The 25,827-nt window shown below is 63.0% G+C and carries 23 protein-coding genes; 14 read left to right on the top strand and 9 right to left on the bottom strand.

Annotated features, from left to right (window positions below):
• Positions 1-88: 88 nt before the first annotated feature.
• A complete protein-coding gene (locus tag AC0L17_RS32305; RefSeq protein WP_473518730.1) occupies positions 89-583 on the bottom strand; it encodes an FxsA family protein in 495 nt (164 codons plus the stop codon).
• Between the two features lie 199 nt (positions 584-782).
• On the opposite strand from AC0L17_RS32305, the gene AC0L17_RS32300 reads away from it, so the two are divergent.
• From AC0L17_RS32300 to AC0L17_RS32285, 4 genes are read left to right on the top strand one after another with little or no spacing between them, the layout of a single operon-like run.
• Positions 783-1,484 (top strand): Tim44/TimA family putative adaptor protein, encoded by a 702-nt coding sequence (locus tag AC0L17_RS32300; RefSeq protein WP_023802679.1) that lies wholly within the window; start codon positions 783-785, stop codon positions 1,482-1,484.
• A 24-nt stretch (positions 1,485-1,508) separates the two neighbouring features.
• The gene (mltA, locus tag AC0L17_RS32295) at positions 1,509-2,645 is read left to right on the top strand and encodes a murein transglycosylase A (protein WP_473518729.1); all 1,137 of its coding nucleotides are present in this window, start codon (positions 1,509-1,511) and stop codon (positions 2,643-2,645) included.
• Positions 2,642-3,172: a Smr/MutS family protein gene (locus AC0L17_RS32290; protein ID WP_473518728.1), complete on the top strand. Its 531-nt coding sequence runs from the start codon at positions 2,642-2,644 to the stop codon at positions 3,170-3,172. Before mltA ends, AC0L17_RS32290 begins: the two co-directional genes overlap by 4 nt.
• Before the next feature lie 42 nt (positions 3,173-3,214).
• On the top strand, positions 3,215-3,580 hold the full coding sequence (locus tag AC0L17_RS32285) for a helix-turn-helix domain-containing protein (protein WP_023802676.1): 366 nt from the start codon (positions 3,215-3,217) through the stop codon (positions 3,578-3,580).
• Between the two features lie 398 nt (positions 3,581-3,978).
• Here AC0L17_RS32285 and AC0L17_RS32280 read toward each other — a convergent pair whose 3' ends face one another.
• The 3 genes from AC0L17_RS32280 to AC0L17_RS32270 all read right to left on the bottom strand — a co-directional run bounded on the left by AC0L17_RS32280 (position 3,979) and on the right by AC0L17_RS32270 (position 6,661).
• Positions 3,979-4,596: a transglutaminase-like cysteine peptidase gene (locus AC0L17_RS32280; protein ID WP_091592049.1), complete on the bottom strand. Its 618-nt coding sequence runs from the start codon at positions 4,594-4,596 to the stop codon at positions 3,979-3,981.
• A 161-nt stretch (positions 4,597-4,757) separates the two neighbouring features.
• A complete protein-coding gene (locus tag AC0L17_RS32275) occupies positions 4,758-6,035 on the bottom strand; it encodes a polyhydroxyalkanoate depolymerase (RefSeq protein WP_473518727.1) in 1,278 nt (425 codons plus the stop codon).
• 266 nt (positions 6,036-6,301) lie between these two features.
• Entirely contained in the window at positions 6,302-6,661 is a 360-nt protein-coding gene (locus AC0L17_RS32270; RefSeq protein WP_023802673.1) for a septal ring lytic transglycosylase RlpA family protein, read from the bottom strand.
• A gap of 305 nt (positions 6,662-6,966) precedes the next feature.
• Here AC0L17_RS32270 and AC0L17_RS32265 point away from each other — a divergent pair, with 305 nt between their 5' ends.
• The 5 genes from AC0L17_RS32265 to AC0L17_RS32245 all read left to right on the top strand — a co-directional run bounded on the left by AC0L17_RS32265 (position 6,967) and on the right by AC0L17_RS32245 (position 12,249).
• Positions 6,967-7,152 (top strand): hypothetical protein, encoded by a 186-nt coding sequence (locus AC0L17_RS32265; RefSeq protein WP_473518726.1) that lies wholly within the window; start codon positions 6,967-6,969, stop codon positions 7,150-7,152.
• A gap of 459 nt (positions 7,153-7,611) precedes the next feature.
• Complete coding sequence (locus tag AC0L17_RS32260; RefSeq protein WP_473518725.1) at positions 7,612-8,064, top strand: RrF2 family transcriptional regulator; 453 nt, start codon at positions 7,612-7,614, stop codon at positions 8,062-8,064.
• A 37-nt stretch (positions 8,065-8,101) separates the two neighbouring features.
• The gene (locus tag AC0L17_RS32255; protein ID WP_473518724.1) at positions 8,102-9,451 is read left to right on the top strand and encodes an FAD/NAD(P)-binding protein; all 1,350 of its coding nucleotides are present in this window, start codon (positions 8,102-8,104) and stop codon (positions 9,449-9,451) included.
• A gap of 192 nt (positions 9,452-9,643) precedes the next feature.
• Complete coding sequence (locus tag AC0L17_RS32250; RefSeq protein WP_473493659.1) at positions 9,644-11,071, top strand: pyridoxal-phosphate dependent enzyme; 1,428 nt, start codon at positions 9,644-9,646, stop codon at positions 11,069-11,071.
• Positions 11,068-12,249: a cystathionine gamma-synthase gene (locus AC0L17_RS32245; protein WP_473518723.1), complete on the top strand. Its 1,182-nt coding sequence runs from the start codon at positions 11,068-11,070 to the stop codon at positions 12,247-12,249. The genes AC0L17_RS32250 and AC0L17_RS32245 overlap by 4 nt, the downstream gene beginning before the upstream one ends.
• Positions 12,250-12,799: 550 nt before the next feature.
• Here the strand turns inward: AC0L17_RS32245 and AC0L17_RS32240 are convergent.
• Positions 12,800-13,825, bottom strand: coding sequence for a hypothetical protein (locus AC0L17_RS32240; RefSeq protein ID WP_473518722.1), 1,026 nt, complete (start codon positions 13,823-13,825; stop codon positions 12,800-12,802).
• A gap of 368 nt (positions 13,826-14,193) precedes the next feature.
• Entirely contained in the window at positions 14,194-14,445 is a 252-nt protein-coding gene (locus AC0L17_RS32235) for a hypothetical protein (RefSeq protein WP_473518721.1), read from the bottom strand.
• Between the two features lie 193 nt (positions 14,446-14,638).
• On the opposite strand from AC0L17_RS32235, the gene AC0L17_RS32230 reads away from it, so the two are divergent.
• The 4 genes from AC0L17_RS32230 to AC0L17_RS32215 all read left to right on the top strand — a co-directional run bounded on the left by AC0L17_RS32230 (position 14,639) and on the right by AC0L17_RS32215 (position 20,084).
• A complete protein-coding gene (locus AC0L17_RS32230) occupies positions 14,639-15,616 on the top strand; it encodes a GlxA family transcriptional regulator (protein WP_473518720.1) in 978 nt (325 codons plus the stop codon).
• A 310-nt stretch (positions 15,617-15,926) separates the two neighbouring features.
• Positions 15,927-17,231, top strand: coding sequence for a M24 family metallopeptidase (locus AC0L17_RS32225; RefSeq protein ID WP_128169278.1), 1,305 nt, complete (start codon positions 15,927-15,929; stop codon positions 17,229-17,231).
• A gap of 85 nt (positions 17,232-17,316) precedes the next feature.
• Positions 17,317-17,997 (top strand): isochorismatase family protein, encoded by a 681-nt coding sequence (locus AC0L17_RS32220; protein WP_473518719.1) that lies wholly within the window; start codon positions 17,317-17,319, stop codon positions 17,995-17,997.
• 446 nt (positions 17,998-18,443) lie between these two features.
• Positions 18,444-20,084, top strand: a complete 1,641-nt coding sequence (locus AC0L17_RS32215) for an ABC transporter substrate-binding protein (RefSeq protein WP_473518718.1) — start codon at positions 18,444-18,446, stop codon at positions 20,082-20,084.
• A 108-nt stretch (positions 20,085-20,192) separates the two neighbouring features.
• On the opposite strand, the gene AC0L17_RS32210 is transcribed toward AC0L17_RS32215, so the two are convergent.
• The 3 genes from AC0L17_RS32210 to AC0L17_RS32200 form a co-directional block, all read right to left on the bottom strand.
• Positions 20,193-20,801: a pyridoxal-dependent decarboxylase gene (locus tag AC0L17_RS32210; RefSeq protein ID WP_473518731.1), complete on the bottom strand. Its 609-nt coding sequence runs from the start codon at positions 20,799-20,801 to the stop codon at positions 20,193-20,195.
• Between the two features lie 98 nt (positions 20,802-20,899).
• On the bottom strand, positions 20,900-22,171 hold the full coding sequence (locus tag AC0L17_RS32205; protein ID WP_473518717.1) for an aminotransferase class I/II-fold pyridoxal phosphate-dependent enzyme: 1,272 nt from the start codon (positions 22,169-22,171) through the stop codon (positions 20,900-20,902).
• Between the two features lie 20 nt (positions 22,172-22,191).
• On the bottom strand, positions 22,192-23,280 hold the full coding sequence (locus AC0L17_RS32200) for a PLP-dependent cysteine synthase family protein (protein WP_473518716.1): 1,089 nt from the start codon (positions 23,278-23,280) through the stop codon (positions 22,192-22,194).
• Between the two features lie 246 nt (positions 23,281-23,526).
• Here AC0L17_RS32200 and AC0L17_RS32195 point away from each other — a divergent pair, with 246 nt between their 5' ends.
• Positions 23,527-25,584 carry a BTAD domain-containing putative transcriptional regulator gene (locus tag AC0L17_RS32195; RefSeq protein ID WP_473518715.1) on the top strand — a complete coding sequence of 686 codons (2,058 nt, stop codon included), beginning with the start codon at positions 23,527-23,529 and terminating at the stop codon, positions 25,582-25,584.
• Positions 25,585-25,827: the final 243 nt, after the last annotated feature.

The following is a 25,827-nucleotide window of genomic DNA, read 5'->3' as shown; positions in this document are numbered from 1 at the left end:
AGGATGGCAAACTGTTCGCGATGTCTTCGCACACCTGTTCGCGATGTCTCCGGTCCAAACAAAGGGGAGAAGGAAAGAAGGCGCCGGGCTACTCGTCCTTGAGGCGGCGCCAGGGGGAATTGGGATCGGGGCCGTGCTCGTCGCCGCGCGAATAGTCGCTGTCGTCGAGGTCGATGGTCTTGTCGCGCGGCCTCGCCCGGAATCCGCCGGTGCCGAAACTGGTGGCCATCACGATGCGGCCTTTCAGCCGGCGCCAGGCGAGGTCGCGGACCGGCGGCAGCAGCAGCAGAATGGCTAAAATGTCAGTGATGAAGCCGGGAATGATGAGCAGGATCGCCGCCAGCACGATCATGGCGCCATGCGCGAGCTGACGGCTTGGATCACGTCCGGCGTCCATTTCGGCACGGACCCGGGACATGACGCCGAACCCCTGGTATCGCAACAACAGCGCGCCGGCGATGCTCGAAGCCAGCACCAGGCCGACCGTCGCCAGGGCGCCGACCTGGCGGCCGACAATGACGAAACCGGCGATCTCCAGCAGCGGAAGCGCGAGGATGAACAGGGGAAGCAGCGAAATGCGCAAATCTTGACCGATCGTTTCGATGTTTTGCCGGCAGGCGGGCAATCGCCGCTGGCACTGAACCTTTTAGATAGGTATGGCTGCCTTTAATTTGAATGATTGCAGCTTGCGTTCTATATGCTTTGGATGTTGAACGCTATGCGACCGCAGCCATTGCCTGGCCGGGCGGTCCGGCCGGAGTAGGGATTGATTGGCGGAAGATATGGGATTCTTCGACTTCGGCACGATTTTCTTTCTGGTTGCGGCGGTTGTGATCTTTTTCCAGCTGCGCAATGTGCTCGGCCGCCGCACCGGCAGCGAGCGGCCGCCGTTCGATCCCTATACGGCGGGCCGAACCCGCGACGACGCCCAAAAACCCGAGAATGTGGTCTCGCTGCCGCGCAAGCGAGCGCCGGGAGAGCCGGCGATCGACGCCTATGCGGCGATCGACGCCTTCGCCAAGCCTGACACCGATCTCAACAAGGGCCTGCGCGCGATCAAGGACAATGATCCGGCATTCGACCCCAAAACCTTCGTCGACGGCGCCAAGATGGCCTATGAGATGATCGTCATGGCCTATGCCGATGGCGATCGCAAGACGCTGAAGAACCTGTTGTCGCGCGAGGTCTATGACGGCTTTGTCGCGGCGATCGGCGACCGCGAGGCGAAGTCGGAAAAGATCCAGTCTTCCTTCGTCGGCATCGACAAGGCCGACATCGTTTCCGCCGAGATGAAGGGCAGCGAGGCGCATATCACGCTGCGCATCGTCAGCGAACTGATTTCGGCAACGCGCGACAAGGCCGGCGCCGTCATCGACGGCGATCCCGAAACCGTCGCCGAGGTCAAGGACGTCTGGACCTTCGCCCGCGATACGCGCTCGCGCGACCCGAACTGGAAGCTCGTCGCCACCGAAGAAGAAGACTGAGCCCGGACCACGGCGGGGTCTGTCGTGTCGCTTTCTCAGGCGTTCCGCGAAAAATCCTTTGACGATCTGCCCGGCTGGGACGAGGACGACCATCTGGCCGCGTTCGCTGCTTTCCGGCGTTCGGCTTTTCATATCCTGGCGAAACCCTATCGCTCCGGCGGGCTCGGTGTCGACTTCAATGCCTTCACCGAGGCCTATGCTGCAGCCCGCACCGTGTCGCCAACCGACCGGCGCGAAGCCCGCGCCTTCTTCGAGCGGCATTTCATCCCGGCGCACATAGCGGCGGAAAGCGGCGGCGCCGGCCTCGTCACCGGCTTCTATGAACCGGTGGTCGACGCTTCGCCGGTGCGAACCGAACGATTTACGGTGCCGCTGCTGTCACGTCCGGCCGATCTCGTCGACATCGACGACGCCAACCGGCCGGTCGGCATGGATCCCTGTCTCGCCTTCGGCCGCGCCACGCCGGACGGACCGGTCGAGTATTTCGACCGCGGCGAGATCGAGCGCGGCGCGCTCGTCAAGGGTTTGGCTGGCAAGGGTTTGGAAATCGCCTGGCTCACCGACAAGGTCGATGCCTTCTTCATCCACGTACAGGGTTCTGCGCGGCTCACCATGACCGACGGCCGGCTTTGCCGCGTCACCTATGCCGCCAAATCCGGCCAGCGCTTTACCGGACCGGGCAAGATCCTGAGTGAGCTAGGCGAAATCCCGCTGGAAGCGGTGACCATGCAGTCGGTCCGCGCCTGGTTCAAGGCGCATCCGCAACGCATCGACGAGATCCTGTGGCGCAACCGCTCCTATATTTTTTTCCGCGAGATTTCCGCCAGCGAGGCGGCGGCGGCCGACGACCCGGAACTCGGGCCGATCGCTGCCGCAAAGGTGCCGCTGACGCCGGGCCGCTCCGTCGCTGTCGACCGTCTGCTGCATACATTCGGCACGCCGTTCTACATCGATGGGCCGTCGCTGGCCGCTTTCGACAACAAGCCGTTCCGGCGGCTGATGATCGCGCAGGACACCGGCTCGGCGATCACCGGCCAGGCGCGTGGCGATTTGTTCACTGGTACGGGAGATGCGGCCGGCGAGATCGCCGGCGTTGTCCGCAACCCCGCCGATTTCTACGCGCTGATCCCGCGTCGGCTTGTGCCGGGAGCGGGGCGATGACCCGGCGCATCGACAGGCTGAGCGAGGACGACCGGGTCCTGTGGAACCTGGTGGCGCGCACCGCCAAGCCGCTGAAGGGCAAGGCCGCCGTCGACATCCCGGATATCGGCCCAGACATCGCTGATGACACCAAGCCAATGCTGCGTGACCAGGCGATGGCTCCTGCTGCGGCCACGAAAGCCAGGACGCAGCATGTTTCGCATGCGCTCGACGAGCCGACGCTGGAAAAACTGTCGAAGGGCCGGCTGCCGATCGAAGGCCGCGTCGATCTGCACGGCCTGAGCCAGGACGAAGCCTATTCGCTTTTGTTCTCCTTCCTGCACCGGGCGCATGCCGGCGGCATCCGCTATGTGCTGGTGATCACCGGCAAGGGCTCCTCGTCCGGCGGCGACGGCATCTTGCGGCGCGCCGTGCCGGCCTGGCTGTCGACACCCGCATTCAGACCGCTGGTCTCCAGCCACGACGACGCCGCCCGCAAGCATGGCGGCTCGGGCGCGCTCTATATACGCCTGCGGCGCACGCGCTGATGCGGATGCACGCATGAAAATGCACCCGACGAGGATGGACTTGTGACCCCGTTCGGCGAAAAGCTTCGCGCCCTGCGGAGCGAACGCGGCGTCAGCCAAAAGGCCATGGCCAGGGCGATCGGCGTCAGCGCCGCCTATCTGTCGGCGCTGGAGCACGGCCGCCGCGGCGCGCCGACCTGGACGCTGATCCAGAAGATCATCGGCTATTTCAATGTCATCTGGGACGATGCCGAAGAACTGGCGCGGCTGGCCGAGACCTCGCACCCGCGGGTAAAACTCGACACGTCGGGCCTCAGCCCCGCCGCCACCGAGCTTGCCAATGTGTTGGCGGAAAACATCGAAAAACTAGACGAGGCGGAGCTTCGCCGCATCACCGCATCGATCCGCGCCGCGCTGGGGCGGACGTAGGTATTTGAGCCCGGACTTAAGGGTCATCATTGCGCCACGACGACTGAGGCAGTCCGTCGAGCGAAAGCGCTGTTCAACGCGGCATTGCTCGAAGGTAACGGCATGGATCCTAGGGTCTCCGCGACGTCGCTTCGCTCCTGCGCTCCGCCCTAGGATGACGAAGTGAGGATCGGTTCAGCCAATCTCGAAGGTTTGCGATTGCCATTGGCCGCGATCCCGCTACCCGGCACGCAGCTGCAAATTTCCGACATCCGCGATTGGACTTAAACCACCTGCGTTCGTCATCCTAGGGCGGAGCAGGAGCGAAGCGACGTAGCGGAGACCCTAGGATCCATGCCGTGACGGAGGAGCGTCGCATGGGTGCGGAACTCTATTCAGCTGCTCACGGGTTAGATATTTTACTGGACCGCGCCGACCAGAACCGGCTGGCCATCACGGATCGACACCCAGCGACCGGTATTGTCGATCGCCTGCCGCTTGAGGAAGCGGTAGCCGGTCCGGTCCCATGAGCGGACCTTTCCGTCGAGATTGTCGAGGACGTAGTCGCCCTTGCTTGTGCGCACGGTCAGCACGGCATGGCCCTCGCCGTCCGGCTTGCGCACGACGGTCATCAGAAGATTGGCATAGGACACGCCCAAGCGGTTCAATTCGCGGCGCTTTTCCAGGACATAGTCCTCACAGTCGCCAACGCCCCTGACGGGGTAGGCCCAGACCTCGTCCTTGCCGTAAATATCGATGTCGCTTATCGGCTTGACGGCGTTGTTGACCCTGGCGTTGACGCTGAGAATCTTGCGCCAGAGCGCGCCTGTCATGGTGGCGGGGGCGAGATTGCCGGGGTGGATCGAGCATTCGGCCGGACTGGTCTTGCAGAAATCGTAATGGCCGATCGGCTGCGATGTCGGGCCGCCGGTTGCCATTGGCCCGGCCGCCGAAGCCGCCGTAGACCAGCCTGTCGCAAGTGCCAGCCCTAACAGGGCGCACACGCGCAGCCCTCTCGCCATTGGTGAGGAAATCATTGTCCCCCTCGTCCCTTGTTGTTAATGAAACGTTAAGGGCGATCTACAGTCCCTGTCAATTATACCAACGGCCAGTTTTGCGATATGGTTACCCGCGCCGCCGAAAGCGCGGCTATTGTGCAACAGGTCGACTTGAACGGCGGCTGCCATCCGGGACATCTTTACTTTTTGGCGGTGCGAACCAGCTTCGGCCTCACCGCAACGCGGGTCTGGCGGCCATAGCTGGTGATGAAGTCGACAATGCGCGGCACGATTTCGGAGCGGAAGCGCGAGCCGTTGAAGACGCCGTAATGGCCGACCGCCGGCTGCATGTAGTGGGCGTGCCTGTCCGCGGGGATGTTGATGCAGAGGTCGTGCGCGGCCTGGGTCTGGCCGAGGCCGGAAATGTCGTCGTTCTCGCCCTCGACCGTGAACAGCGCAACATTGCGGATATCGGCGGGATCGATGGCGACGCCGCGATGCATCATTTCGCCCTTGGGCAGAGCATGGCGTACGAACACGGTGTCGACCGTCTGCAGGTAGAACTCCGCTGTCAGATCCATCACCGCCATATATTCGTCGTAGAAGTCGCGGTGCTTCTCGGCACTGTCGCCGTCATGCTTCACCAGATGCATGAAGAAGTCCTTGTGGGCGATGATGTGGCGGTCGAGATTCATGCTCATGAAGCCCGAAAGCTGCAGGAAGCCGGGATAGACCTCGCGGCCGAAGCCCGGCACCGGCCATGGCGCCTGCATGGTGACGTTGTCGCGGAACCAGCCGGTGCCCTTTTCCTCGGCCAGAAGGTTGACCGCGGTCGGATTGCGGCGGGTGTCGATCGGCCCGCCCATCAGCGTCATCGTCGAGGGAACGAACGGGTCGCCCCGCGTTTCCATCAGCGCCACCGCCGCCAGCACCGGCACCGAAGGCTGGCACACCGCCATGACATGGGTGTCTGGGCCCAGCGCATGCAGCATGTCGACGATGTAGTCGATATAGTCGTCGAGGTCGAAGCTGCCCTCGCTAAGCGGCACCATGCGGGCGTCGACCCAGTCGGTGATGTGAACGTCGGCATGCGGCAGCATCGCCTCGACCGTGCCGCGCAGCAGCGTCGCATAGTGGCCGGACATCGGCGCCACGATCAGCAGCTTCGGATCAGGCCGGCGGCCGGCGGGAACCGCCCGCTCGAAACGGAGCAGATTGCAGAACGGCCGCGACCACACCGTCTTTTCGGTGACAGCGACGCTTTTCCAGTCGACGACGGTCTTGGTCAGGCCGAACTGCGGCTTGCTGTAGCGGCGCGTCGTGCGCTCGAATAATTCGGCCGTCGCCGCGACCGAGCGGCCCCAGGACGTGTGCGCAAACGGATTGAGCGGATTGGTGTAGAACATCCGCACCGCATCGGCATAGACGCGGGCCGGCTGAACGGCGGCGTGGTTCAATTCGTAGAGCTGGTAGAACATCGAGAACTCCGCTGCTGCGACCGAAGGGACGACAGCAGTGCCGAGCCTTGAATCTCTCGCGCAAAGGTTAACAACAAACTGCTGCGATGCAATACGTCAATTGAATTGATTTATGCTTATACTTTTGTCTAAGGCGTTGAAAATCGGTTTTGAACGGCGGCAGCCGGCTTATTGTGCAGCTGCGAAAGATGCCGGAGAGAGCAATGGGCAATCGCTTCAGGTTTGCGCTGCCCCTCATCCGCCTGGCCGCAAAGCGGCGCGGCCATTCACACGCGGTCGGTGCACACAGCAGCATGGCCAGAGCTGATGAAGCCGAGCCGCCCCGCTGCGCCCTTCGACAGGTCGATCACCCGACCCTTGATAAACGGGCCGCGGTCGTTGATGCGCACGACGACGCTGCGGCCGTTCTTGCGGTTGGTGACCTTCAGCCTGGTGCCAAACGGCAAGGTGCGGTGCGCGGCGGTCAGCGCCGACGGGTTCATCCGCTCGCCGGAAGCGGTCTTCGAGGTCAGCGCGTACCAGGAGGCGCGGCCGCATTGCGCGGCGGCAGGGGAGGTGGATGCGCCGACCATCAGGCCAGCCGCTATCGCCGCCGCGACAAGCGCGGTCCGGTTGGGTTTCTTCATCTGTGGCAAGGGGCTCCGTTTGACAGTCCCGGCCGTTACGGATGGAATGTGGCACCAAATGCGGCAATCGTCTGGCGGTTCCATGACTACAGTACACGTTTGGAGTCGGCGGGAAACAGTCTGTCATGGAGTGTCGGGATTGCGCCGATGTATGTCTGGTGGTCTTCGCACCAGCACCGGGGTGTTTCCGACAAGACCCGGCTTTATCATGCAAGTAGATGTGAGAGCGAGCGGGTCGCTTCCTTTCGCCTTGCCATCGGGGTCATGGCGGAATTGACAATCGACTTGGGAAGGGAATTCCGACGATGAGAGTGATCAAGAATCTGCTGGCGTTGATTGTGCTCGCCCTCGGTGCGCTGTGGTCGCTGCAGGGCATCGGCCTCGTCGGCGGCAGCTTCATGACCGGCCAGTCGCAATGGCTCTATATCGGCATCGTCACTGCGCTGGTCGGCCTGGGCGGCCTGGTGTGGGCGAACCGTTCGCTCCGCTGACACTCGAACCACCTCAGGCGGCGTTTCGGTCGACCGGCGAATGCGCGGCCCGCCGCAAACACGCATTTCCTGTTTTGCGCGCAGCTTCGGCAAATGAATGCTGCGAATGGCCGACGATTTGAAAACCGGTTCCTGTATCGCGGCTAAGTATAGTTTTCTTATCGACATTACAGGAATTGGAGAACGATGAGCGATGTCCATATCGCGGCGATCACCCGCATGAGTGCCGAGCGCCGGCTGTCGCCATTGGCGTGCCTCGCGGCTTCAGGAGGAAAGAACGTCCGGCAAGTCGTCGCAGCGGCTTGAAAATCAAGCAAAATCAATGGTGCCCGTCTTGTATATCATGTCGCTAGAATTTATGTGTCTTGAAAGCCTGGACGCGGACGCGGTGGGGACGCACGCCAGGCGTATCGCAACCGGTGGCCCTTCGCCATCGCATGACAGAGAAACGTTCGGTCTATGCTCACAAAAAAGGGCAAGTACGGCCTCAAGGCGCTCGTCCATCTGGCGCGGCTGCCGGTTGGTCAGCTCGCCTTCGTCGGCGATATCGCCGCCGGAAACAACATTCCGAAGAAATTTCTCGACGCCATCCTCGGCGAACTGCGCAATGCCGGTTTTGTCCAGAGCCGCAAGGGCAAGGAGGGCGGTTACCGCCTGGCGCGGCCGGCGGATGAAATCAAGATCGGCCACGTCGTGCGCGTGCTCGACGGGCCGCTTGCCCCAATTCCCTGCGCCAGCCGCACCCGGTATCAGCGCTGTGAAGACTGCAACGAGGCGACATGCCAAGTCCGACATCTGATGCTGGAGGTCCGGCAGGCGATCGCCGAGGTGCTGGATCAGCGCAGCCTCGCCGAGATGCGCGATATCGCCGGCGACGACGACCTTTCGGTTGCGTTGAGAATCCAGGCCTGAGCCGGAACCGACGGCTCCTCAGGCGATTGGTGCGCGCATGACCGGCCGCGCAAATTCGATTGTCCCAAGTTCGATCATTATCGTCGGCGGCGGCGCCAGCGGCGTCGTCCTTGCCGCGCATCTGTTGAAGTCGCCCAATCCCGATCTGCGTGTCACGCTGATCGAAAAGCGCCCGCATTTCGGCCAGGGCATCGCCTATTCCACGCTGCTGTCGGCGCATGTGCTGAATGTCAGCGCGGCCGGCATGAGCGCCCATGCCGACGACCCTGGCAATTTCTGGCGCTGGCTGCTTGAGCGCGGCCTGGCAACGCCAGAGGAGGCGCCGGTCTACGCACCGCGCAGCGTCTACGCCCGCTATCTGAAGGAACTGCTGGACGAGCTCGAGGCCCGCGAGACGGGGCGTCTTCGCCTGATCCGCGAGGAGAGCCTGTCGATCTCGCCGACCGGGTCCGGGGTCGAGGTGGCGCTGGCCAACGGTACCAGCGTCGTCGCCCACCTTGCCGTGCTGGCGACCGGACATGACGAGGAGCCAGGTGCCGGCCACGGCCATGCGATCAGGATGGGATCGGAGGCCGACACCGTGCTCGACGGGGAAGCCCGGGTCCTGGTGCTGGGCACGGGGTTGAGCATGGTCGATGCCTTCCTGTCGCTCGAACAACGCGGCCATCGCGGCGAGATTATTGCGGTGTCGCGGCGCGGCCTGCTGCCTTCGCCGCATCGCAAGGGCAATCCGATCAAGCTCGACGTCGCCGACATTCCGCTCGGCACCCAGCTCTCCTATTTCGTCGGCTGGTTTCGCGACCTGATCCGGGAAAACCAGAAGGCCGGCATCGACTGGCGCGACGTCGTCGACGGTCTCAGGCCGTTCAACCAGAAGATCTGGCAGAACTGGCCGTCTTCGGCCAAGCGCCGCTTCGTCGAGCACACCAAGGCGTGGTGGGACATCCACCGCCATCGCATGGCGCCGGAAGTCCATGGCCATGTCACCGAGGCGGTGCAGTCGGGCCGCATCCGGCTTGTCGCCGGGCGCGTCGTCGGCATCACGGCGGGCGACGAATTCAGCGTGCAGGTCCAGTCGCGCCACACGCAAAACATCGAGACGTTCGACGTCGCCCGCATCTACGATTGCACCGGCATCGCCAGGGACATCTCGACAACGTCGAACAGCGTGGTGCGGTCGCTTGTCGACCGCGGGCTGGCCCGGCCGGATCCGCTGCGCCTTGGCCTCGACGTATCGGACAATTGCGAGGTCATCGCCAGCGACGGCACCGTCTCGGCCAAGGTCCTGGCGGTCGGGCCACTGACCCGCGGCACCTTCTTCGAGATCGACGCCATACCGGATATTCGCGTGCAATGTGCAAGGCTGGGGAAGCGGTTGCTGGGGTGAGGTCGGCGCTCTACGGCGGTGCTGTCCCGCGACCTTGTCGTGATTGGCGTGACGGAGCGGCCCCACCGGAATCCCATTCCCCGTCTGGCCAATGGATTGGCACGATCTATCTTCTTTCAGACTGCAAACGGCTGGAAAAGAAGATAGGCTGACAGCCTGCCCAAGGCGGTCGCTTGACCATGGAGCATCAGCATGAGCGTGCACAAGATCGCCCTCCCGGACAGGGAAATGTCCCGCCTGCGTCCGCCCTATGCATCGGTTCTCGACCTGATCGGACAGACGCCGGTTGTCGAGCTGACCAAATTCGACATCGGCAAGTGCCGGCTGTTCATCAAGCTCGAAAGCCAGAATCCCGGCGGCTCGATCAAGGACCGCATTGCGCTGTCGATGATCGCCGACGCCGAAAAACAGGGCAAGCTGAAGCGCGGCGGCACCATTGTCGAGGCGACCGCCGGCAACACCGGCCTTGGCCTCGCCCAGGTCGGCATCCCCAAGGGCTACCGCATCGTCCTGGTCGTGCCCGACAAGATGTCGCGCGAAAAGATCCAGCATCTGCGGGCGCTCGGCGCAGAAGTGCGCATGACCCGTTCCGATGTCGGCAAGGGCCACGCCGAATATTATCAGGACATGGCCGAAAGGATCGCCGCCGAACTGCCCGGCGCCTTCTATGCCAACCAGTTCGCCAATCCGGCCAATCCGGACGCCCATGAAACCACGACCGGTCCGGAGATCTATTCGCAGCTCGGCGGCGACGTCGATGCAGTGGTCGTCGGCGTCGGCTCCGGCGGCACGCTGACCGGGCTTGGCCGCTATTTCGCAAAAACCTCGCCGAAGACCGAGATGATCCTCGCCGATCCGGTCGGTTCGGTGCTGGCGCCCCTGATCAAGACCGGCAAGATGCAAGAGGCCGGCAGCTGGACGGTGGAGGGCATCGGCGAGGATTTCGTCCCGCCCAATGCCGATCTGTCGCTGGTCAAGAAGGCCTACTCGATCCCCGACAAGCAGAGCATGCTGGCGGTGCGCGACCTGCTCTCCAAGGAGGGCATCCTCGCCGGCTCGTCCTCCGGCACGCTGCTTTCGACAGCGCTGCGCTATTGCCGCGAGCAGACCGTGCCGAAGCGGGTCGTCACCTTCGTCTGCGACAGCGGCAACAAATATCTGTCGAAAGTGTTCGACGATTTCTGGCTGATCGAGCAGGGCCTCGCCGAGCACGAGCAGCATGGCGATTTGCGCGACCTGGTGATGCGCACGCACCGCACCGGCGACATCGTGTCTGTCGGCCCGGACGAAAGCCTGCTCAACGCCTATGGCCGCATGCGCCGTTCGGATGTCTCGCAGCTGCCGGTGCTGGACGACGGCAAGCTCGTCGGCATCGTCGACGAAAGCGATATCCTCGCCCACGTCGAAGGCCCCTATGACAGCCGCTGGGACCGTTTCAAGGCCCCGGTGCGCACGGCGATGACTTCCAATCTGCACACGCTGCAGGCCAGCCAGACGCTGGACGCGCTGCTGCCGGTGTTCGACCGCAACGAGGTCGCCATCGTCTTCGACGGCGACGAATTCATCGGCCTGATTACACGCATCGACCTGATCAACCATCTGAGGCGCCGCGCAAGATGACCATCAAAGCCACCGTATCGGGCAGCAACCGCCTGGCCTTCTCGACGCGCACCATCCATGGCGGCCAGAGCCACGACCCGACGACCGGCGCGGTGATGGTGCCGATCTATGCGACCTCGACCTATGGCCAGCAGAGCCCGGGCGTGCACAAGGGTTTTGAATATGCCCGCAGCCAGAACCCGACCCGCTTTGCCTTCGAGCGCGCGGTGGCCGATCTCGAAAGCGGCGCAGCCGCCTTCGCTTTCGCCTCGGGGCTGGCGGCGATCGCCACGATCTTCGAACTGCTCGATTTCGGAGCCCATGTCGTTGCCACCGATGATATCTATGGCGGCACGTTCCGGCTGCTGGAGCGGGTGCGCAAGCGCTCGGCCAATTTGCAGGTCGACTTCGTCGACTTCACCGATCTGGCCGCGGTCGAAGCGGCGATCCGCCCGGAAACCAGGCTGCTCTGGGTCGAGACGCCGACCAATCCGCTGCTGCGCGTCGTCGATCTCGAAGCGGTCGCAGCCCTGGCCAGGCGCAAAGGCGTGCTCTCGGTCGCCGACAACACCTTTTGCAGCCCCTACCTGCAGCGGCCGCTGGAGCTCGGCATCGATATATCGGTGCATTCGACGACGAAATACCTCAACGGCCATTCCGACATGGTCGGCGGCGTCGCCGTGGTCGGCGACAACAAGGATCTCGCCGACCGGCTGAAATTCCTGCAGAACGCCATCGGCGCCATTTCCGGACCGTTCGACAGTTTTCTGGCGCTGCGCGGCCTCAAGACGCTGGCGCTGAGGATGGAGCGCCATTCGTCGAACGGCCAGAAGATCGCGCACTGGCTGGAAAGCCGTCCCGACATCCGCCGCGTCATCTATCCCGGTCTCCCCAGCCACCCGCAGCACGCCATCGCCAGGCGGCAGATGCACGCCTTCGGCGGCATGATCACGGTCGAGCTCGACCGCGACCTCGCCGGCACCAAACGCTTCCTCGAACACACGCAACTGTTCACGCTGGCCGAAAGCCTCGGCGGCGTCGAAAGCCTGATTGAGCACCCCGCACTGATGACGCACGGCTCGATCCCGGCGCAAAAACGCGCGGAAATCGGGATTTCCGATTCGCTGGTGCGGCTGTCGGCGGGTATCGAGGATGGCGACGATCTGATTGCGGATTTGGATCAGGCGCTGGGGAGTTGAGGGGGGATCCGTGCCGAGGCGGCTGGTATAGTCTCGAAGTTCTGGCTGGGGCCAAGACGCTATCTGCTAAGTGATCGGAAGAGAAAAAACGTTGGGGGCGTTGGACTACAGGAGCCGCTCCCCTTAAATCCGCCGTGCCGAATGGGCGGCGAGGGCTTGTTTCTAGTAGGTGCCTCTCCTCTCCCACAATTTAAAAAATGGTTCAGGCACTACCGTTTCAGAGTCCCTGTTAAATTCGGCACTGTGCGGCGAGCCATCTTCCAGAAACCAATCCTTGCCCTCAGATTTCAAATTGGCCAAGTAGGCCCACAAAGACTTTGCTGGATATATTCGGTATAAACCTCGCTGGAAGCGAACGTCTCCTTGATCTAACACGCGGCTTACAAGGCTCAACCGAATTGTCGATTGCAGGCTGTTTATATCCAATCTTTCCAACAAATAGACATGCATCTGGAAATTGGAGATCCATCGCGCAACCGTGGCATCGACTACTCGCTCCCTAGAGGCGCCAAGACGCGATCCCGGGTTCGCATTGTTTTCCTTCTCAGGACTAGCCTAGGCGGTTCCATTGGCCTCCAACATTTATGAGATACCCGACGCGAACCTTTTGGATGGCTCTCTGATTTTCCGGAATTATGCCAACTCCGATCGGAGTATTTCCAAACGGAGCGTGGTTTTTGCCTGCAAGATGCAGGAGCATCGTTTCCGTGACACCCGTCAAGCTGTCGACCCATGCTGACATAAACGCGGTCAGATCGGTCTCATCTATCGGAGCCTTGGGGTGCACCACCGTGATCGACGGCCGCGTAACCGTCCCATTTAAACTGAGGCAAAAATCCTTTGCTATGACCCGCTGATCATCTTTGCGGTGTTCGACACAATGGCGGGTGTTGCGAACTTGATGCGCAAACTTCGCCAACTCCCTTGCAAAAACCGTTGTGACGTCATTCTCGCCAAATTCCTTAGTTAGGACTGAAGTCAAACTATCCGGCCATTTTCCCGCAGCTTTCATTTGCGGACCGTAAAAAACCTCTGCGAGGCGATAAATCGCTTGGAGGGCGTGCTCCGCTTTTTGAATGAAAGTGTTCGCTCGAGTTTCGACCTCCGTCACCGCAGGCAATCGTGTGGAATCCTTGGAGGAGTTCACCTCTGCAATTTGCCTCGCCTCATCAGTTTCGAGCTGGAACAGGATTTTCTGTGCCGCTAAGAGCTGGGTCATGATGTCGACGGAGGTCGAAATGCCGAAGTCTCTTGTCTTGGGGTCCGGAAAATGGGTTTTTGAAAAAAGCCGACCAGCCGAGAGTAGGGTCCGGGCTACGATATCGGACTCTGAACCGGCATCAGCAAACAATTGCTGCGTGTTGGGGAGGTCAATGTTCGTGCGATCGGGATCAAGTTGATCCGCCAATCTGATCGAATGTACGGAATGTTCCTTGATAAGAAACATCCAATCCGTGGTCACGACCATATCAGTGAGTTTTCCGTCGCCGTCGTGACCAATGGTCATCGAAAAGGCTGACTCACGCTTCCGGTCGATTGGGCGTTTCAAGACTTTGTCTATTGGAGGTTTGCTCATAGTCTCGAATGTCGTGCGTGTCTGGTGCCTGAAAAGTTGCCGATGCTACGAAATCGCAATTAGAAGCGCGCGCCTCATTCCCCGCTCATCCTACTGCGAAAATATACCGGCCTTTTGAGCCTGCATTACGGCCTCATAGCGCCTTGAAATCTCGTTCAGTGGCAAAACTTGGCTATCGTCGAAACAGTCCTCCCATGCCGCAACCCATTGATAAAATGTCGACTTGGCGCGATCCCCCTCCTCGTTCCGAATATGAGTGCGTAAACGCGCATCCTCACCAGCGCCGTTGTAGGTCAGAAACAAAGCGTCCATGAAATTGGAATACGATTCAAAAAATTTGTCATCAAGAAGGTAGTTGTAAATATATACTAGGTGATCCAAGTTTCTTTTTGTATCTCATGGGGAGAGAATTTTTTCCAATCCCCAATCCAGCGATAATAGCAAAATAACCTATTTATTTGAGGTGAAATCCTGTCATAGATTTCTATCCTTTTCTCCACTAGCTTTCTGCTAGCCCATTGTTTTTGTTCGATTTCCTTGAGTGTCCGGCTAATTCTCCAACCTAGAATAGCAACGACGATCGGCGTAAGCGCCGAGATAACAAGTTTCGCAATTTCCATCTGCTTCCCCCGCTCCCCTCGGGGGGAACAAACTACATTGTGCACAAATGCTCAAGCTCCACCTCCAACAGTCTCGCCGCCTACGCTTTTGGCGTGAACGACCACCTGATTGATGGAAGGCTGGCGGTTCCAGTTGACCCCGACTGTATTCGGCAGAATTGTACGCTCCATCCAGTTGCCGGCGAGCACACCCATGACCACCCCCACGCGCGACCCACTGAAACCCACCGACGCTCCCCTCACCTTTGCCATCCTCGTCTTCCCCGGCTTTCCGATGATGGCGTTCAGTTCGGTGATCGAGCCGTTGCGCGCGGCCAACGTGCTGGCCAAGAAAGAATGCTACCGCTGGATCATCGTCGGCGCCGCCGAGGGCCTGGTCGCAGCCTCGAACGGGGTCGTCATCCAGCCCGGCTTTTTTGCCGGTGATGCGCCGAAGGTCGACCGCATCGTCGTCTGCTCGGGCGGCGATGCCGATCATCTCGTGGCCGAGGACGCGGTGAGCTGGATCCGCAGGAGCCTGCGCGGCGGCGCCCATATCGGCGCGGTGGCGGATGCTGCCTTCTTCCTGGCGCGGGCCGGCCTGCTCGACGGCCATGCCTGCACCTTGCACTGGACCAGCCAGGCGGCGTTCACCGAGGCGTTTCCGGACATTGAGCTCAGGCGCGATCTCTATGTCATCGACCGCAAGCGCTTCACCTCGGCCGGCGGCGTCGGCAGCCTCGACATGATGCTGGAGATCATCACATCAGATTATGGCGCCGAGCTCGCGGCCGGCGTCGCCGAATGGTTCGTGCACAGCCCGCTGCGCTCCAGCGTCGACCGCAAGCTGATGCCGCTGCGGCTGCGCACCGGCGTCCAGAACGAGCTGGTGCTGGCGGCCATCGCCATCATGGAGGATGCGGTCGAGGAGCGGCTCGGCATGGCTGATCTGGCGGAAAAGCTCGGCGTCTCCTCCGACAAGCTCGAACGAAACTTTCGCTCCGAGCTCAGCATCTCGCCCAACGGCTATTACCGTCGCCTGCGGCTGAAGCGCGCCGCCGACCTTTTGGCGCATTCGACGCTGATGGTGCGCGACGTGGCGCTGGCCTGCGGTTTTGCTTCGATGTCGAGCTTTGCGCGGGCGTTCAGGGAAGAGCATGGGCATGCCCCGAAGGTGGCGCGCAGGCATTAGGGCGCTAACCACGCCGCGCCGCGTTCCCGCCCACCCCCCTCTGGCCTGCCGGCCATCTCCCCCTCAAGGGGGGAGATTGGCAGCTTCGATGCTCCGCTCTTCCTGCGACGGTAGAAATTCTCGAAAGCGGTGATGACGGCCGATCTCCCCCCTCGAGGCCCTCGAGGGGGAGATGTCCGGCAGGACAGAGGGGGGCGCCGTAGAGCGCCGCGGAACGACTTCAAGCGGTATTTCGCACAACATCTGCGGTATCACGCACAAGCTCATCGCGGCGCACCGCTATGTTCAGGGCTTCTTCCAGGAGGCACCCATGAGCATCGTCGTGTTCGACCCCGACAGCACTGAGGACGTCGACTTCAAGGACCGCATGCGCCACCCGGCGGCGGCGGATCCGGCCGGCGGCATGTGGCTGTCCGACACCGAGCCGTCTTTCATCGATGCGGACGCGCTGCGCAAAGGCCGGCTGGCGAAGCTGCGTGCCTGGATGCGCGAGGCCGGCTATGGCGGCGTCGTGCTGTTCGACCCCTACAACCAGCGCTACGCCACCGGCTCGCGCAACATGTTCGGTTATTTTCTGCGCAACTCGACGCGCTACTTCTTCATCCCGACCGAAGGGCCGATCGTGCTGTTCGAATATCCGCAGAGCTATCATGTCTCGATGGTGCTCGACACGATCGACGAGGCGCGGCCGTCGAAGCTGGTGTGGTCTTCGGTGTCGGGCCGCGACGACGAGACCGCCGGCCCCTTCGCCGACGAGATCACTGAGCTGCTCAAGGTGCATGGCGGCGGCTCGATGAAGCTCGGCCTCGACCGCTGCGGCCATCTGCAGGCGCTGGCGCTGGAAAAGCGCGGCTGCGAGGTCCGGGATTGCCAGGGCGAGATCCTCGCCGTGCGGGCGGTCAAGACGCCCGAAGAGGTAAAATGCCTGCAGGTATCGATGGCCGGCGCCGAGGCGGCCGTCTATGCGGTGCGCGAGGCGATCAAGCCCGGCGTGTCCGAGAACGACCTGTTCGCCATCATGTATCACGAGGTGATCCGGCAGGGCGGCGAGTTCATCGAAACCCGGCTCTTGACCTCGGGCCAGCGCACCAATCCGTGGTTCAACGAAGCCAGCGGCCGCAAGATCAGGCCCGGCGAACTCTTGGCGCTGGATACCGATACGATCGGCTGCTACGGCTATTATTCGGACTTCTCGCGCACCTTCCGCTGCGGGCCGGGCAAGCCGACGGATTATCAGAAATCGCTCTACCGAATGGCCCACGACCAGGTTCAGCACAACATCTCGATCGTCAGGCCGGGCATGGCGTTTCGCGAAATTGCCGAAAAGGCCTGGAAGATCCCGGACCGCTTCGTCGACCAGCGCTACACGTCTGTCATGCACGGCGTCGGCATGCATGGCGAGACGCCGTTCATCGCGCACGCCATGGACTACGAGACTTATGGCCGCGACGGGTTTGTCGCGCCCGGCATGGTGGTCAGCGTCGAGAGCTATATCGGCGAGAAAGGCGGACGCGAGGGCGTCAAGCTCGAGGACGAGATACTGGTCACCGAAACCGGCACCGAGCTTCTGTCGCGCTTTCCCTATGAGGACGACTTTCTGGAGAAAGAAGTTTGATCCCAGCATCCACCACCAATCGCGGTGCGGTATCGCAAATCGTCGGGACTAACCGCAGCGCTCATGCTTTCGTTCAGGTGTCCGCATGAAGGGCCCGGTCTCGATCAGACGCGGCACGGTGGCCGCAGTGTTCGTCGACCTCCAGGAGGAGCATCGGCAGGACAAGCGTTACCTGGTCGAGGGTTTCGCCGACATCCTCGCCAACGTCCAGCGCCTGCAGGCAACGGCGCGGGCCAACGATGTGCTGCTCTATCATTCGGCCTATATCGTCGATCTCACCAGGGAGGCGCGGCGGTTCCATCCGGTCGATGCCAATGGCAGGTCGGCCTTCTCCGACAAGGACGATCCGCTGACGGCGATCTGTCCGGAAGTGGCGCCGGTCGCCGGCGAGATGATGCTGGTCAAAACCGAGGCCAGCGCCTTCGGTGCGGGCCCTGCCGCCGGCCGGCTCAAGGCCGAAGGCATCGAGTGGCTGGTCGTTGCCGGCGTATGGACCGAGGCCTGCATCGACGCCACCGTCAGGGATGCGGTGTCATCGGGCTTTCGCGTGCTGCTGGTCAAGGACGCCTGCGGCAGCGGCAGCACGGCGATGCACCAGACCGCCATCCTCAACCTTGCCAACCGGCTCTATGGCGGCGCCGTGACAACCACCGACGGCGCCTGTCGGCTGATGGCAGGCGAGACGGTCGATGCATGGCAGGTCGTGGGCTCGGTGCCTTTGCGCTTCACCTATGAAAACGCCGCCCGGCTATATGACGAACTCTGACGCTTTGCCGCGCCTGGTGGTACGAGGAGTCGCGCCCCGTCCACAGTTTCCTGCGCGCCCGCAATACCTTGCCGCGGGCCGGCGAAGCCTTCGCCCGCATCGTCGCCGCCATCGCCACGCTCGGCAAGGGCGAGTGGTTGTAGGGAACCCGCGAATGCCCCCTCATCCGGCCGCTTCGCGGCCACCTTCTCCCCGAGGGGAGAAGAGATCGCCACGCCGGTGCCAGCCTCTTCTCCCCGCCGGGGAGAAGGTGGCCCGAAGGGCCGGATGAGGGGGCCTTACAAGCACCCCGCTTCCACCTCTGCGGAACAGCGCACAACAACTGCGGAAGCCCGAACACTTTCCGGGCCACGCCCGCACTATCATCGCCTATGGCCAAGGGCGCCCGGCGACCGCATCCGCCCCCGCGAATCGGTCGACCGGGCGCCGACAGGGAGGATTCGACGATGAAGTTGATGCTGACCGAAAGAGCGCTGCATCCGCAGGCCGAGCCCGTCGCCGACGGTTTTAAAAAAGGCAGCATGAGCCGGCGCGAATATCTCGCCACCATGGCAGCACTTGGCGTCAGCGTCGCCGGCGCGCTGGCGCTGGGCGGCCTCGCGCCTTCACCGGCCAGGGCGCAGGAGCCGAAGCGCGGCGGCGTCTTGCGCGTCGCCATGAACGTCAAGGGCTGGAAGGACCCGCGCACCTTCGACGGCGTCGAAATGTCCAATGTTGCCCGCCACTGCAACGAGTATCTGGTGCGCTGGAACCGCGACTTCACCTTCGAGCCGTGGCTGCTCGAGAGTTGGGAGACCAGCGACGACGCCCGCGTGCTGACGCTGCACGTCCGCAAGGGCATCACCTGGTCGAACGGCGACACTTTCAACGCCGACGACGTCGTCCACAACCTGACGCGCTGGTGCGATGCGAGCGTTGCCGGCAATTCGGTCGCCGAGCGGATGGGGGCGCTGGTCGACGCCGCCACCAAGAAGCCGATCGACGGCGGCATCGAGCGTGTCGACGACTTTACCGTCCGGCTCAATTTGCCGAAGCCCGACATTTCGCTGATTGCCGGCATGACCGACTATCCGGCGCTGATCATGCACCGCAGCTACGACGGCGACGGCGATCCGCTGAAGGCCTTGGCGATCACCACTGGACCTTGCGAACTGGTGGCATGGGACGCCGAGGTCGGCGCCGAGGTCCGCCGCAAGGACAAGCCGTGGTGGAAGGGCGATTTCTGGCTCGACGGCATCCAATGGGTCGACTACGGCTCCGATCCCAATGCGATGTTTTCGGCCTTCGAATCGGGTGAGATCGACACCAACCACGAAACCGCCGCCGATACCGTCTCGCAGACCGACGCCATGGGTCTGAGCAATTCCGAGCTTGCCACCGGCTCGACCATCGTCGCGCGCTTCAACGTCGGCAATCCGCCCTATGACGACATCAGGGTGCGGCGCGCCGCCCAGCTCTCCGTCGACAATACCGCAATCCTGAAGATAGGCATGGACGACCGCGGCAAGCCGGCCGAGAACCATCATGTCGGCCCGATGCATGCCGAATACGCCGATATCGGCCCGGCCGTCCGCAATGTCGACGAAGCCAAGACGCTGCTTGCCGAGGCCGGCAAGTCCGATCACGAATACGAGCTCATCTCTGTCGATGTCGACTGGCAGAAGAACACCGGCGACGCGATCGCCGCGCAGATGCGCGACGCCGGGCTGAAGGTCAAACGGACCGTGCTGCCGGCGGCGACGTTCTGGAACGACTGGAGCAAATATCCTTTCTCCTGCACCGAGTGGCTCGGCCGGCCGCTGGGCGTCCAGGTGCTGGCGCTGGCCTACAGATCGGGCGCTGCCTGGAACGAGACCGCCTACGCCAATCCGGAGTTCGACGCCTTGCTCGACAAGGCGCTGGCCACACCCGACGCCAGCGCGCGCAAGGAGATCATGGCCAAGATCGAGCGGAATCTGCGCGATTCCGGCATCATCATCCAGCCCTACTGGCGCTCGGTCTACCGGACGTTCCGCAAGGGCGTGCACGGCTGCGAGCAGCATCAGTCTCTGGAGCAGCATTTCGAGAAGGTCTGGCTCGAGGCGTGATCGCGGGTCTTTCCTTCTCCCCTTGTGGGAGAAGGTGGATTGGCGCGCAGCGCCAAGACGGAAGAGGGGTGCTGGATGGAGTGCGGCGGTGCCAAGCTGGAACACCCCTCATCCGGCCGCGGAGCCTGTCCTCGGGCTTGCCGGAGGCAAGACCCGTGGGCGGCCACCTTCTCCCACAACAAGGGGAGAAGGCAGAGCCGCGCCACGCCTTGAAACGTCCAGTCCAAGCCGAAGCGTTTCCCGCACCAGCAGATCCAGGTCGTCGCGCCGGGTGCGGTGGTTGTTGATCGCTGCCCTCAGGCAATGCTGGCCGTGCACCGTCGTATTCGAAAGGGCGGCGATACCGTCTTCCTGCAGCCGCAGCATGATCTCGGTGTCGAGCGCCTTCTGCCGCTCTGCCGTCAGCCCGTCGCCGCGGTAGCGAAAACAGACGATGTTGATGCTGGTCGGCGCCGTCAGCTCGATGGTCGGTTCAGCCTCGATCAGCCCGGAGAAATAGTGGCCTTGTGCGATGTTCTGGTCGATCAGGCGGCCGAATTTCTCGATGCCGTGCTGCTTCAGCGCCATCCACACCTTCAGCGCCCTGAAACCGCGTGACGTCTGCAGGCCAAAATCATGCAGCCACTGGCCCGACGCGAGGCCGCGCGGCGTCGATTCGAGATATTCCGGCGTCACCGCGAAGGGTTTGCGATGCGCTGAAGCATCCCTGACTAGGATCAGGACCTATTAATTTGGCATTCAGCAGTCGATTGCAACGGGCCGCCAGCCATCGCTCAAGCGAAGCGCTTGTGTGAGCTCCTGCTCGCCAGGAGGAGTTAGGCTGCGACTTCCCGGATCGCTCGCGCAAAGACGGGCAAAGAGCGCTCCACCATGCCGTCGTTTGCAGTCAAACTGATCCGCAGACGTCCAGGCAATTGGGCGACGCTGCCGGGCAGCACCCAGACACCGTCAGTTGCGAGGCGTGCCGCGAAGGCCATGTCGTCCGGTATTGGGGAGCGTGGAATGAGATAGAAGGTACCTTCAGGCACCGGCAGGTCGTATCCCGCTGCCCTCAAGCCTTCGACCATGCGATCGCGGCGCCGCGCAAGGGCTGCGACATCTATGCTGAGCTTCTCGAGATCAGGCAGTGCCCGCTGCAGGGTACGGCCGGCGAAAGCCCAACCGTGCGAAACCTGCGCTATGTCGACAGCCTCGCGCAACAGTATGCGATCGGCCTCGGGCATGTCCGCCCCGAGTGCGAGCCAGCCCAGGCGCTCGCCGGGCGCGAGCAAGGTCTTGCCGAAGGAATAGGCGATCAGCGTGTGCGGATAGCTCTCGGCCGGACTGATATGCGCATGGCCGTCAAACACCAGTCGCGCATAGGGCTCGTCGGCAAGGAGATAAATCACCTTGCCAAATCTTTCGGACGCGGCCGCGAGCTTGTCGGCGAGCGCGTCGAGTTGAGCGCGGGGAAAGATGCGGCCGGTCGGGTTGTGCGGCGTGTTGACCACCACCACGCGGGTGCGCGGGGTGATCGCTGCCTCAATCCTTTCGAGATCGAGGTCATAGTTTCCCGGTGCTAGGTCGACGGCGACGGGTGTCCCTGCCGCGCCGCGAATCTGGGCACCATAGGCGAACCAGCCGGGACGCGGATAGATGACCTCCTCTCCCACCTCGAGCACGGCGAGCAGCGCAGCCGCTATCGCGCCGAACCCTCCCGCGGTGATCGCAATGTCGTCTGGCTTGTAGTTTCGGCTTCGCGCCTGGCTGAGCGAACGGGCCACCGTTTCGCGCGCCAGCGCATCGTACTTTTTATAACCGAACCAGTGAACATCCTGTGGCTCGACGTGGCGGATCAATGCATCGACAAATCCACGCAACGGCGTTTCCTGCGGATTGCCGAACATGAAATCGCAGGCATCGGGCCCCAGGCCGTCGCCCTCCAGGACGTTTCGCGCAAAATCCATGACCGTGCGCATTTCCTCTGTGACGGCGAGCATCCGGCTGGACACGGTGGCGATTGGCACGACGCACTCCCCCTGCTGCAGGCGGCGCATGTCGAGCGTTTCTTCGAAAGCCATGCCAGAGGATTTTGGCGTCGCGTCCATGGTGGTTTCTCCCTCTCCTGCTACTCGGCCGGGAACTGGCCGCTGGGTGTCGACCGCGAAAGAGCCATTTCCTCCGCGTCCATCTCGGCTTCGATGCCGTCGAACAGCGGCGTCGTCATGTAGCGTTCGCCGGTGTCGGGAAGCATGCACAGGATCACCGAGCCGGGTGCAGCTTTTTCGGCGATCTGGCGTGCCACGGCAAAACTGGCTCCCCCGGAAATGCCGGTGAAAATCCCTTCCTTCTGGGCCAGCGCCTTGGCCCATTTGATGCCTTCGGGCCCGGCAATCGGCACGACCTCGTCATAGAGGCTGGCGTCGACCGCCTCCTGCAGGACGTTGGGAATGAAATCCGGCGTCCAGCCCTGGATCGGGTGCGGCTCGAAGGCCGGATGGCTGGCGGCGGGTGCGCCGTCGGCGCCGCGCTCCTGCGCCTTGCCGCTGCCGATGAGCTGGGCATTGGCGGGTTCGGCCAGCACGATCCGGATCTCGGGACGCTCGCGGCGCAGCACGCGCCCGACACCGACGACGGTGCCGCCGGTTCCGTAGCCGGTGACGAAGCAGTCGAGCCGCGATGCGGCGAAGTCGTTGATGATCTCGCGCGCCGTCGTCGCCTCGTGAATGGCGGCATTGGCCTTGGTCTCGAACTGGCGGGCCAGGAACCAGCCATTGGCCTTGGCGAGCTCGACCGCCTTGTTGTACATGCCAAAACCCTTCTGGGCACGCGGCGTCAGCACCACCTTGGCGCCCAGCATGCGCATCAGCTTGCGCCGCTCGATGGAGAAACTGTCGGCCATCGTCACCACCAGCGGATAGCCCTTCTGCGCGCAGACCATGGCCAGCCCGATGCCGGTGTTGCCGCTGGTCGCCTCGACGACGGTCTGGCCCGGTTTCAGGGCGCCGCTGCGCTCGCCCTCCTCGATGATGTTGAGCGCCAGCCGGTCCTTCACCGACGCTGCCGGATTGAAGAACTCGGCCTTCACATAGATCGTCACATGATCGGGGCCGAGATTGTTGATCCTGATCACCGGCGTATCGCCGACCGTGTCGATAATGCTGTCGAACAGGCGACCGCGACCGGCCGTGGTCCTGATTTTCCGTTGCTGCAACATGTCTGCTCTCCCCTTTTTGTTGTCGTCACGAGGTGTTCGTTGTCACGAGCCGGTTACAAACCGGCGGCTTGGGCGGCGAGGTTTCGAGACCTTGCCGCAGTACGGTTCCGGTGCCGCCAACGCGGCCCGGAACGGTGGCAATGCCGGCAACCGGCGTCGGAAAATTCGTTGCCGGATGCACTCGATCGCTTTCGATGGTAAAGCAAAGGACAACTGGCCAGCGTGGGAGCAAGCGTGGAAACGCACGTGGAATCCGCTCGATCGAGTCTGGACGGCGCAGCGGCCGGGCTGTCCGTGCGGCTGCTCGGGCCGCTGACGGTCATCCGTGACGGCGCCACCATGCAACTGCCGGCATCGCGCAAGCTGCGCGCGCTCTTCACCTATCTGGCGCTGGCGCCGCATGCCGTCGGCCGCAGCCGTCTGTGCGAACTTTTGTGGGATGTGCCGAACGATCCCCGCGGCGAGCTTCGCTGGTGCCTCAGCAAGCTCAGGGGCATTTTTGACGAACCGGATCGCCACAGGATCGAAACATCAGGCGACACGGTCGCGCTCGATCTGAAGGGCATTTCCGTCGACGCCGTCGATGTCGCCTCGGCCGCCGCCAGCGGCATCGAGACGCTCGATCTTGGGCGGCTGCAGGCCCTGTCCAGCCTGTTTGTCGGCGATTTCCTCGACGGGCTGGAGATCGACCGCAGCCCGCATTTCAACAGCTGGCTTATCGCGCAACGCCGCCGCTTCAGCTCGTGGCACGCCGCCATTCTGGAACAGCTGGTCAGCAAGCTCCCGGCGGATGCCGACGAAATGTCCGCGCATCTGGAGACATGGCTGGAACTCAATCCGTTCGACGAGCGCGCGCACGTGGCTCTTCTGACAAGCCTGGCGCGACGCGGGCAGATCGCCGCCTGCGAGGACCATCTTGCCTCGGCGGCGCAGCTGTTTGCTTCGGAGGATCTGGATTTCGGACGCGTTCGTGAGGCATGGCGGTCGATCCGCAGCGAACGACCTGCCGCGACGCTCCGGGCGCAGCCGGCGCTGTTGCCGGCAGCCGCGCAAGCGTCAATTGTGCTTCCCCATGCCGATACTGCTACGTCGAAGGCCTCGCTCGCGGTGATGCCGTTTGTCGAGGAAGCCGGGATCGGCGGCCCTCGCGGCGGCCCCTCTTGCGGTGGCCCCTCTCGCGGTGGATTGGCCGACGGCCTGACCCACGACATCATCACCCGTTTGGCCAAGCTCAGGGATTTCTTCGTCATCGCCCGCGGCTCGGTCTTTGCGCTGGCCGAAAAGAACATCGCGCCGGAAGATGCCGGCCGGCGACTCAACGTCGACTACGTCGCCACCGGGACGGTGCGCAGCCAGGCTGGCCGTGTCGCGGTCAGCGTCGAACTTGTCGAGGTGCGCACGGCCAGGATCGCCTGGGCCGAGACCTTCGAACGCAGGCCCGACGACATCTTTGCCGTCCTCGACGACATCGGCGACAGCATCGTCTCGTCGATCTCCGCCGAGATCGAGATGGTCGAACGCAACCGCGCCATGCTGAAAGCCCCCAGCTCGCTGAACGCCTGGGAAGCCTACCATCGCGGCCTCTGGCACATGTATCGCTTCACCCGCACGGAAAACGAGCAGGCCCGGCATTTCTTCGAAATGGCCCTGAAGCTCGATCCGACCTTCGCCCGCGCCTATGCCGGCCTGTCCTTCACCCATTGGCAGAACGCCTTTCAGCGCTGGGGAGACCGCGACCGGGAAAGCGCGCTCGCCTTCGAGACCGCCGGCCAAAGTCTTCTTGTCGACGATCACAATCCGGCCGCGCACTGGGCCATGGGCCGGGCGCTGTGGTTGCGCGGCGAGCAGGACGGCTCGCTCATCGAGCTGGAACGGGCCGTCGATCTCAGCCCCAACTTTGCGCTCGGCCACTACGCGCTTTCGTTTGTCCACTCGCAGTCGGGTGATCCGAACGCGGCGATCGGTTCATCCGATCACTCGCGCCATCTAAGTCCGTTCGATCCGCTGCTGTTCGGCATGCTCGGCGCCAGGGCGATGGCGCATGTCCGCCTCGGGCAGTTCGACGAGGCTGCCGAATGGGCGCTGAAGGCCGCCGCCCGTCCCAACGCGCATGCCATCATCCTGGCGATCGCGGCGCACTGCCTTGCGCTGGCGGGGCGGCTTGACGAGGCCCGCACTTTCGCGGCCGCCATCCGCAAGACGCTGCCGAACTACTGTGCCGACGATTTCATCGGCACCTTCCGCTTCGAGCCGGACGCCGCAGCCCTGTTCCGGCAAGGCGCCAGGCGCATCGGCTTGGGGTGAACTCGTGGGCTGGACGGTGGAGAGCTTCCCTTCTCCCCCGTGTGGGAGAAGGTGGATTGGCGCGCAGCGCCAAGACGGTTGAGGGGTGTTGGCCGGAGCGCTGTTGGTGCCAAGCTGGAACACCCCTCATCCGACCGAGCTTCGCTCGGCCACCTTCTCCCACAGGGAGGGCTTTGCGCGGGAGCCGAAGTTTGGCGCAGATGGCGCATGGGGCGTTTTTTAAACCGCAATCAAGCCACATTG

It is taken from the genome of Mesorhizobium sp. WSM4829 (genome assembly GCF_055811475.1).
Note: the sequence above shows the minus strand (reverse complement) of the source record. Positions and strands in the feature narration are given on the sequence as shown.

Coding starts and splice junctions, on each gene's coding strand:
- AC0L17_RS32300 (WP_023802679.1), top strand. CDS start 783: ATGGGATTCTTCGACTTCGGCACGATTTTCTTTCTGGTTGCGGCGGTT.
- AC0L17_RS32290 (WP_473518728.1), top strand. CDS start 2,642: ATGACCCGGCGCATCGACAGGCTGAGCGAGGACGACCGGGTCCTGTGG.
- AC0L17_RS32280 (WP_091592049.1), bottom strand. CDS start 4,596: ATGATTTCCTCACCAATGGCGAGAGGGCTGCGCGTGTGCGCCCTGTTA.
- AC0L17_RS32275 (WP_473518727.1), bottom strand. CDS start 6,035: ATGTTCTACCAGCTCTACGAATTGAACCACGCCGCCGTTCAGCCGGCC.
- AC0L17_RS32270 (WP_023802673.1), bottom strand. CDS start 6,661: ATGAAGAAACCCAACCGGACCGCGCTTGTCGCGGCGGCGATAGCGGCT.
- AC0L17_RS32265 (WP_473518726.1), top strand. CDS start 6,967: ATGAGAGTGATCAAGAATCTGCTGGCGTTGATTGTGCTCGCCCTCGGT.
- AC0L17_RS32260 (WP_473518725.1), top strand. CDS start 7,612: ATGCTCACAAAAAAGGGCAAGTACGGCCTCAAGGCGCTCGTCCATCTG.
- AC0L17_RS32255 (WP_473518724.1), top strand. CDS start 8,102: ATGACCGGCCGCGCAAATTCGATTGTCCCAAGTTCGATCATTATCGTC.
- AC0L17_RS32250 (WP_473493659.1), top strand. CDS start 9,644: ATGAGCGTGCACAAGATCGCCCTCCCGGACAGGGAAATGTCCCGCCTG.
- AC0L17_RS32245 (WP_473518723.1), top strand. CDS start 11,068: ATGACCATCAAAGCCACCGTATCGGGCAGCAACCGCCTGGCCTTCTCG.
- AC0L17_RS32240 (WP_473518722.1), bottom strand. CDS start 13,825: ATGAGCAAACCTCCAATAGACAAAGTCTTGAAACGCCCAATCGACCGG.
- AC0L17_RS32235 (WP_473518721.1), bottom strand. CDS start 14,445: ATGGAAATTGCGAAACTTGTTATCTCGGCGCTTACGCCGATCGTCGTT.
- AC0L17_RS32230 (WP_473518720.1), top strand. CDS start 14,639: ATGACCACCCCCACGCGCGACCCACTGAAACCCACCGACGCTCCCCTC.
- AC0L17_RS32225 (WP_128169278.1), top strand. CDS start 15,927: ATGAGCATCGTCGTGTTCGACCCCGACAGCACTGAGGACGTCGACTTC.
- AC0L17_RS32220 (WP_473518719.1), top strand. CDS start 17,317: ATGAAGGGCCCGGTCTCGATCAGACGCGGCACGGTGGCCGCAGTGTTC.
- AC0L17_RS32215 (WP_473518718.1), top strand. CDS start 18,444: ATGAAGTTGATGCTGACCGAAAGAGCGCTGCATCCGCAGGCCGAGCCC.
- AC0L17_RS32205 (WP_473518717.1), bottom strand. CDS start 22,171: ATGGACGCGACGCCAAAATCCTCTGGCATGGCTTTCGAAGAAACGCTC.
- AC0L17_RS32200 (WP_473518716.1), bottom strand. CDS start 23,280: ATGTTGCAGCAACGGAAAATCAGGACCACGGCCGGTCGCGGTCGCCTG.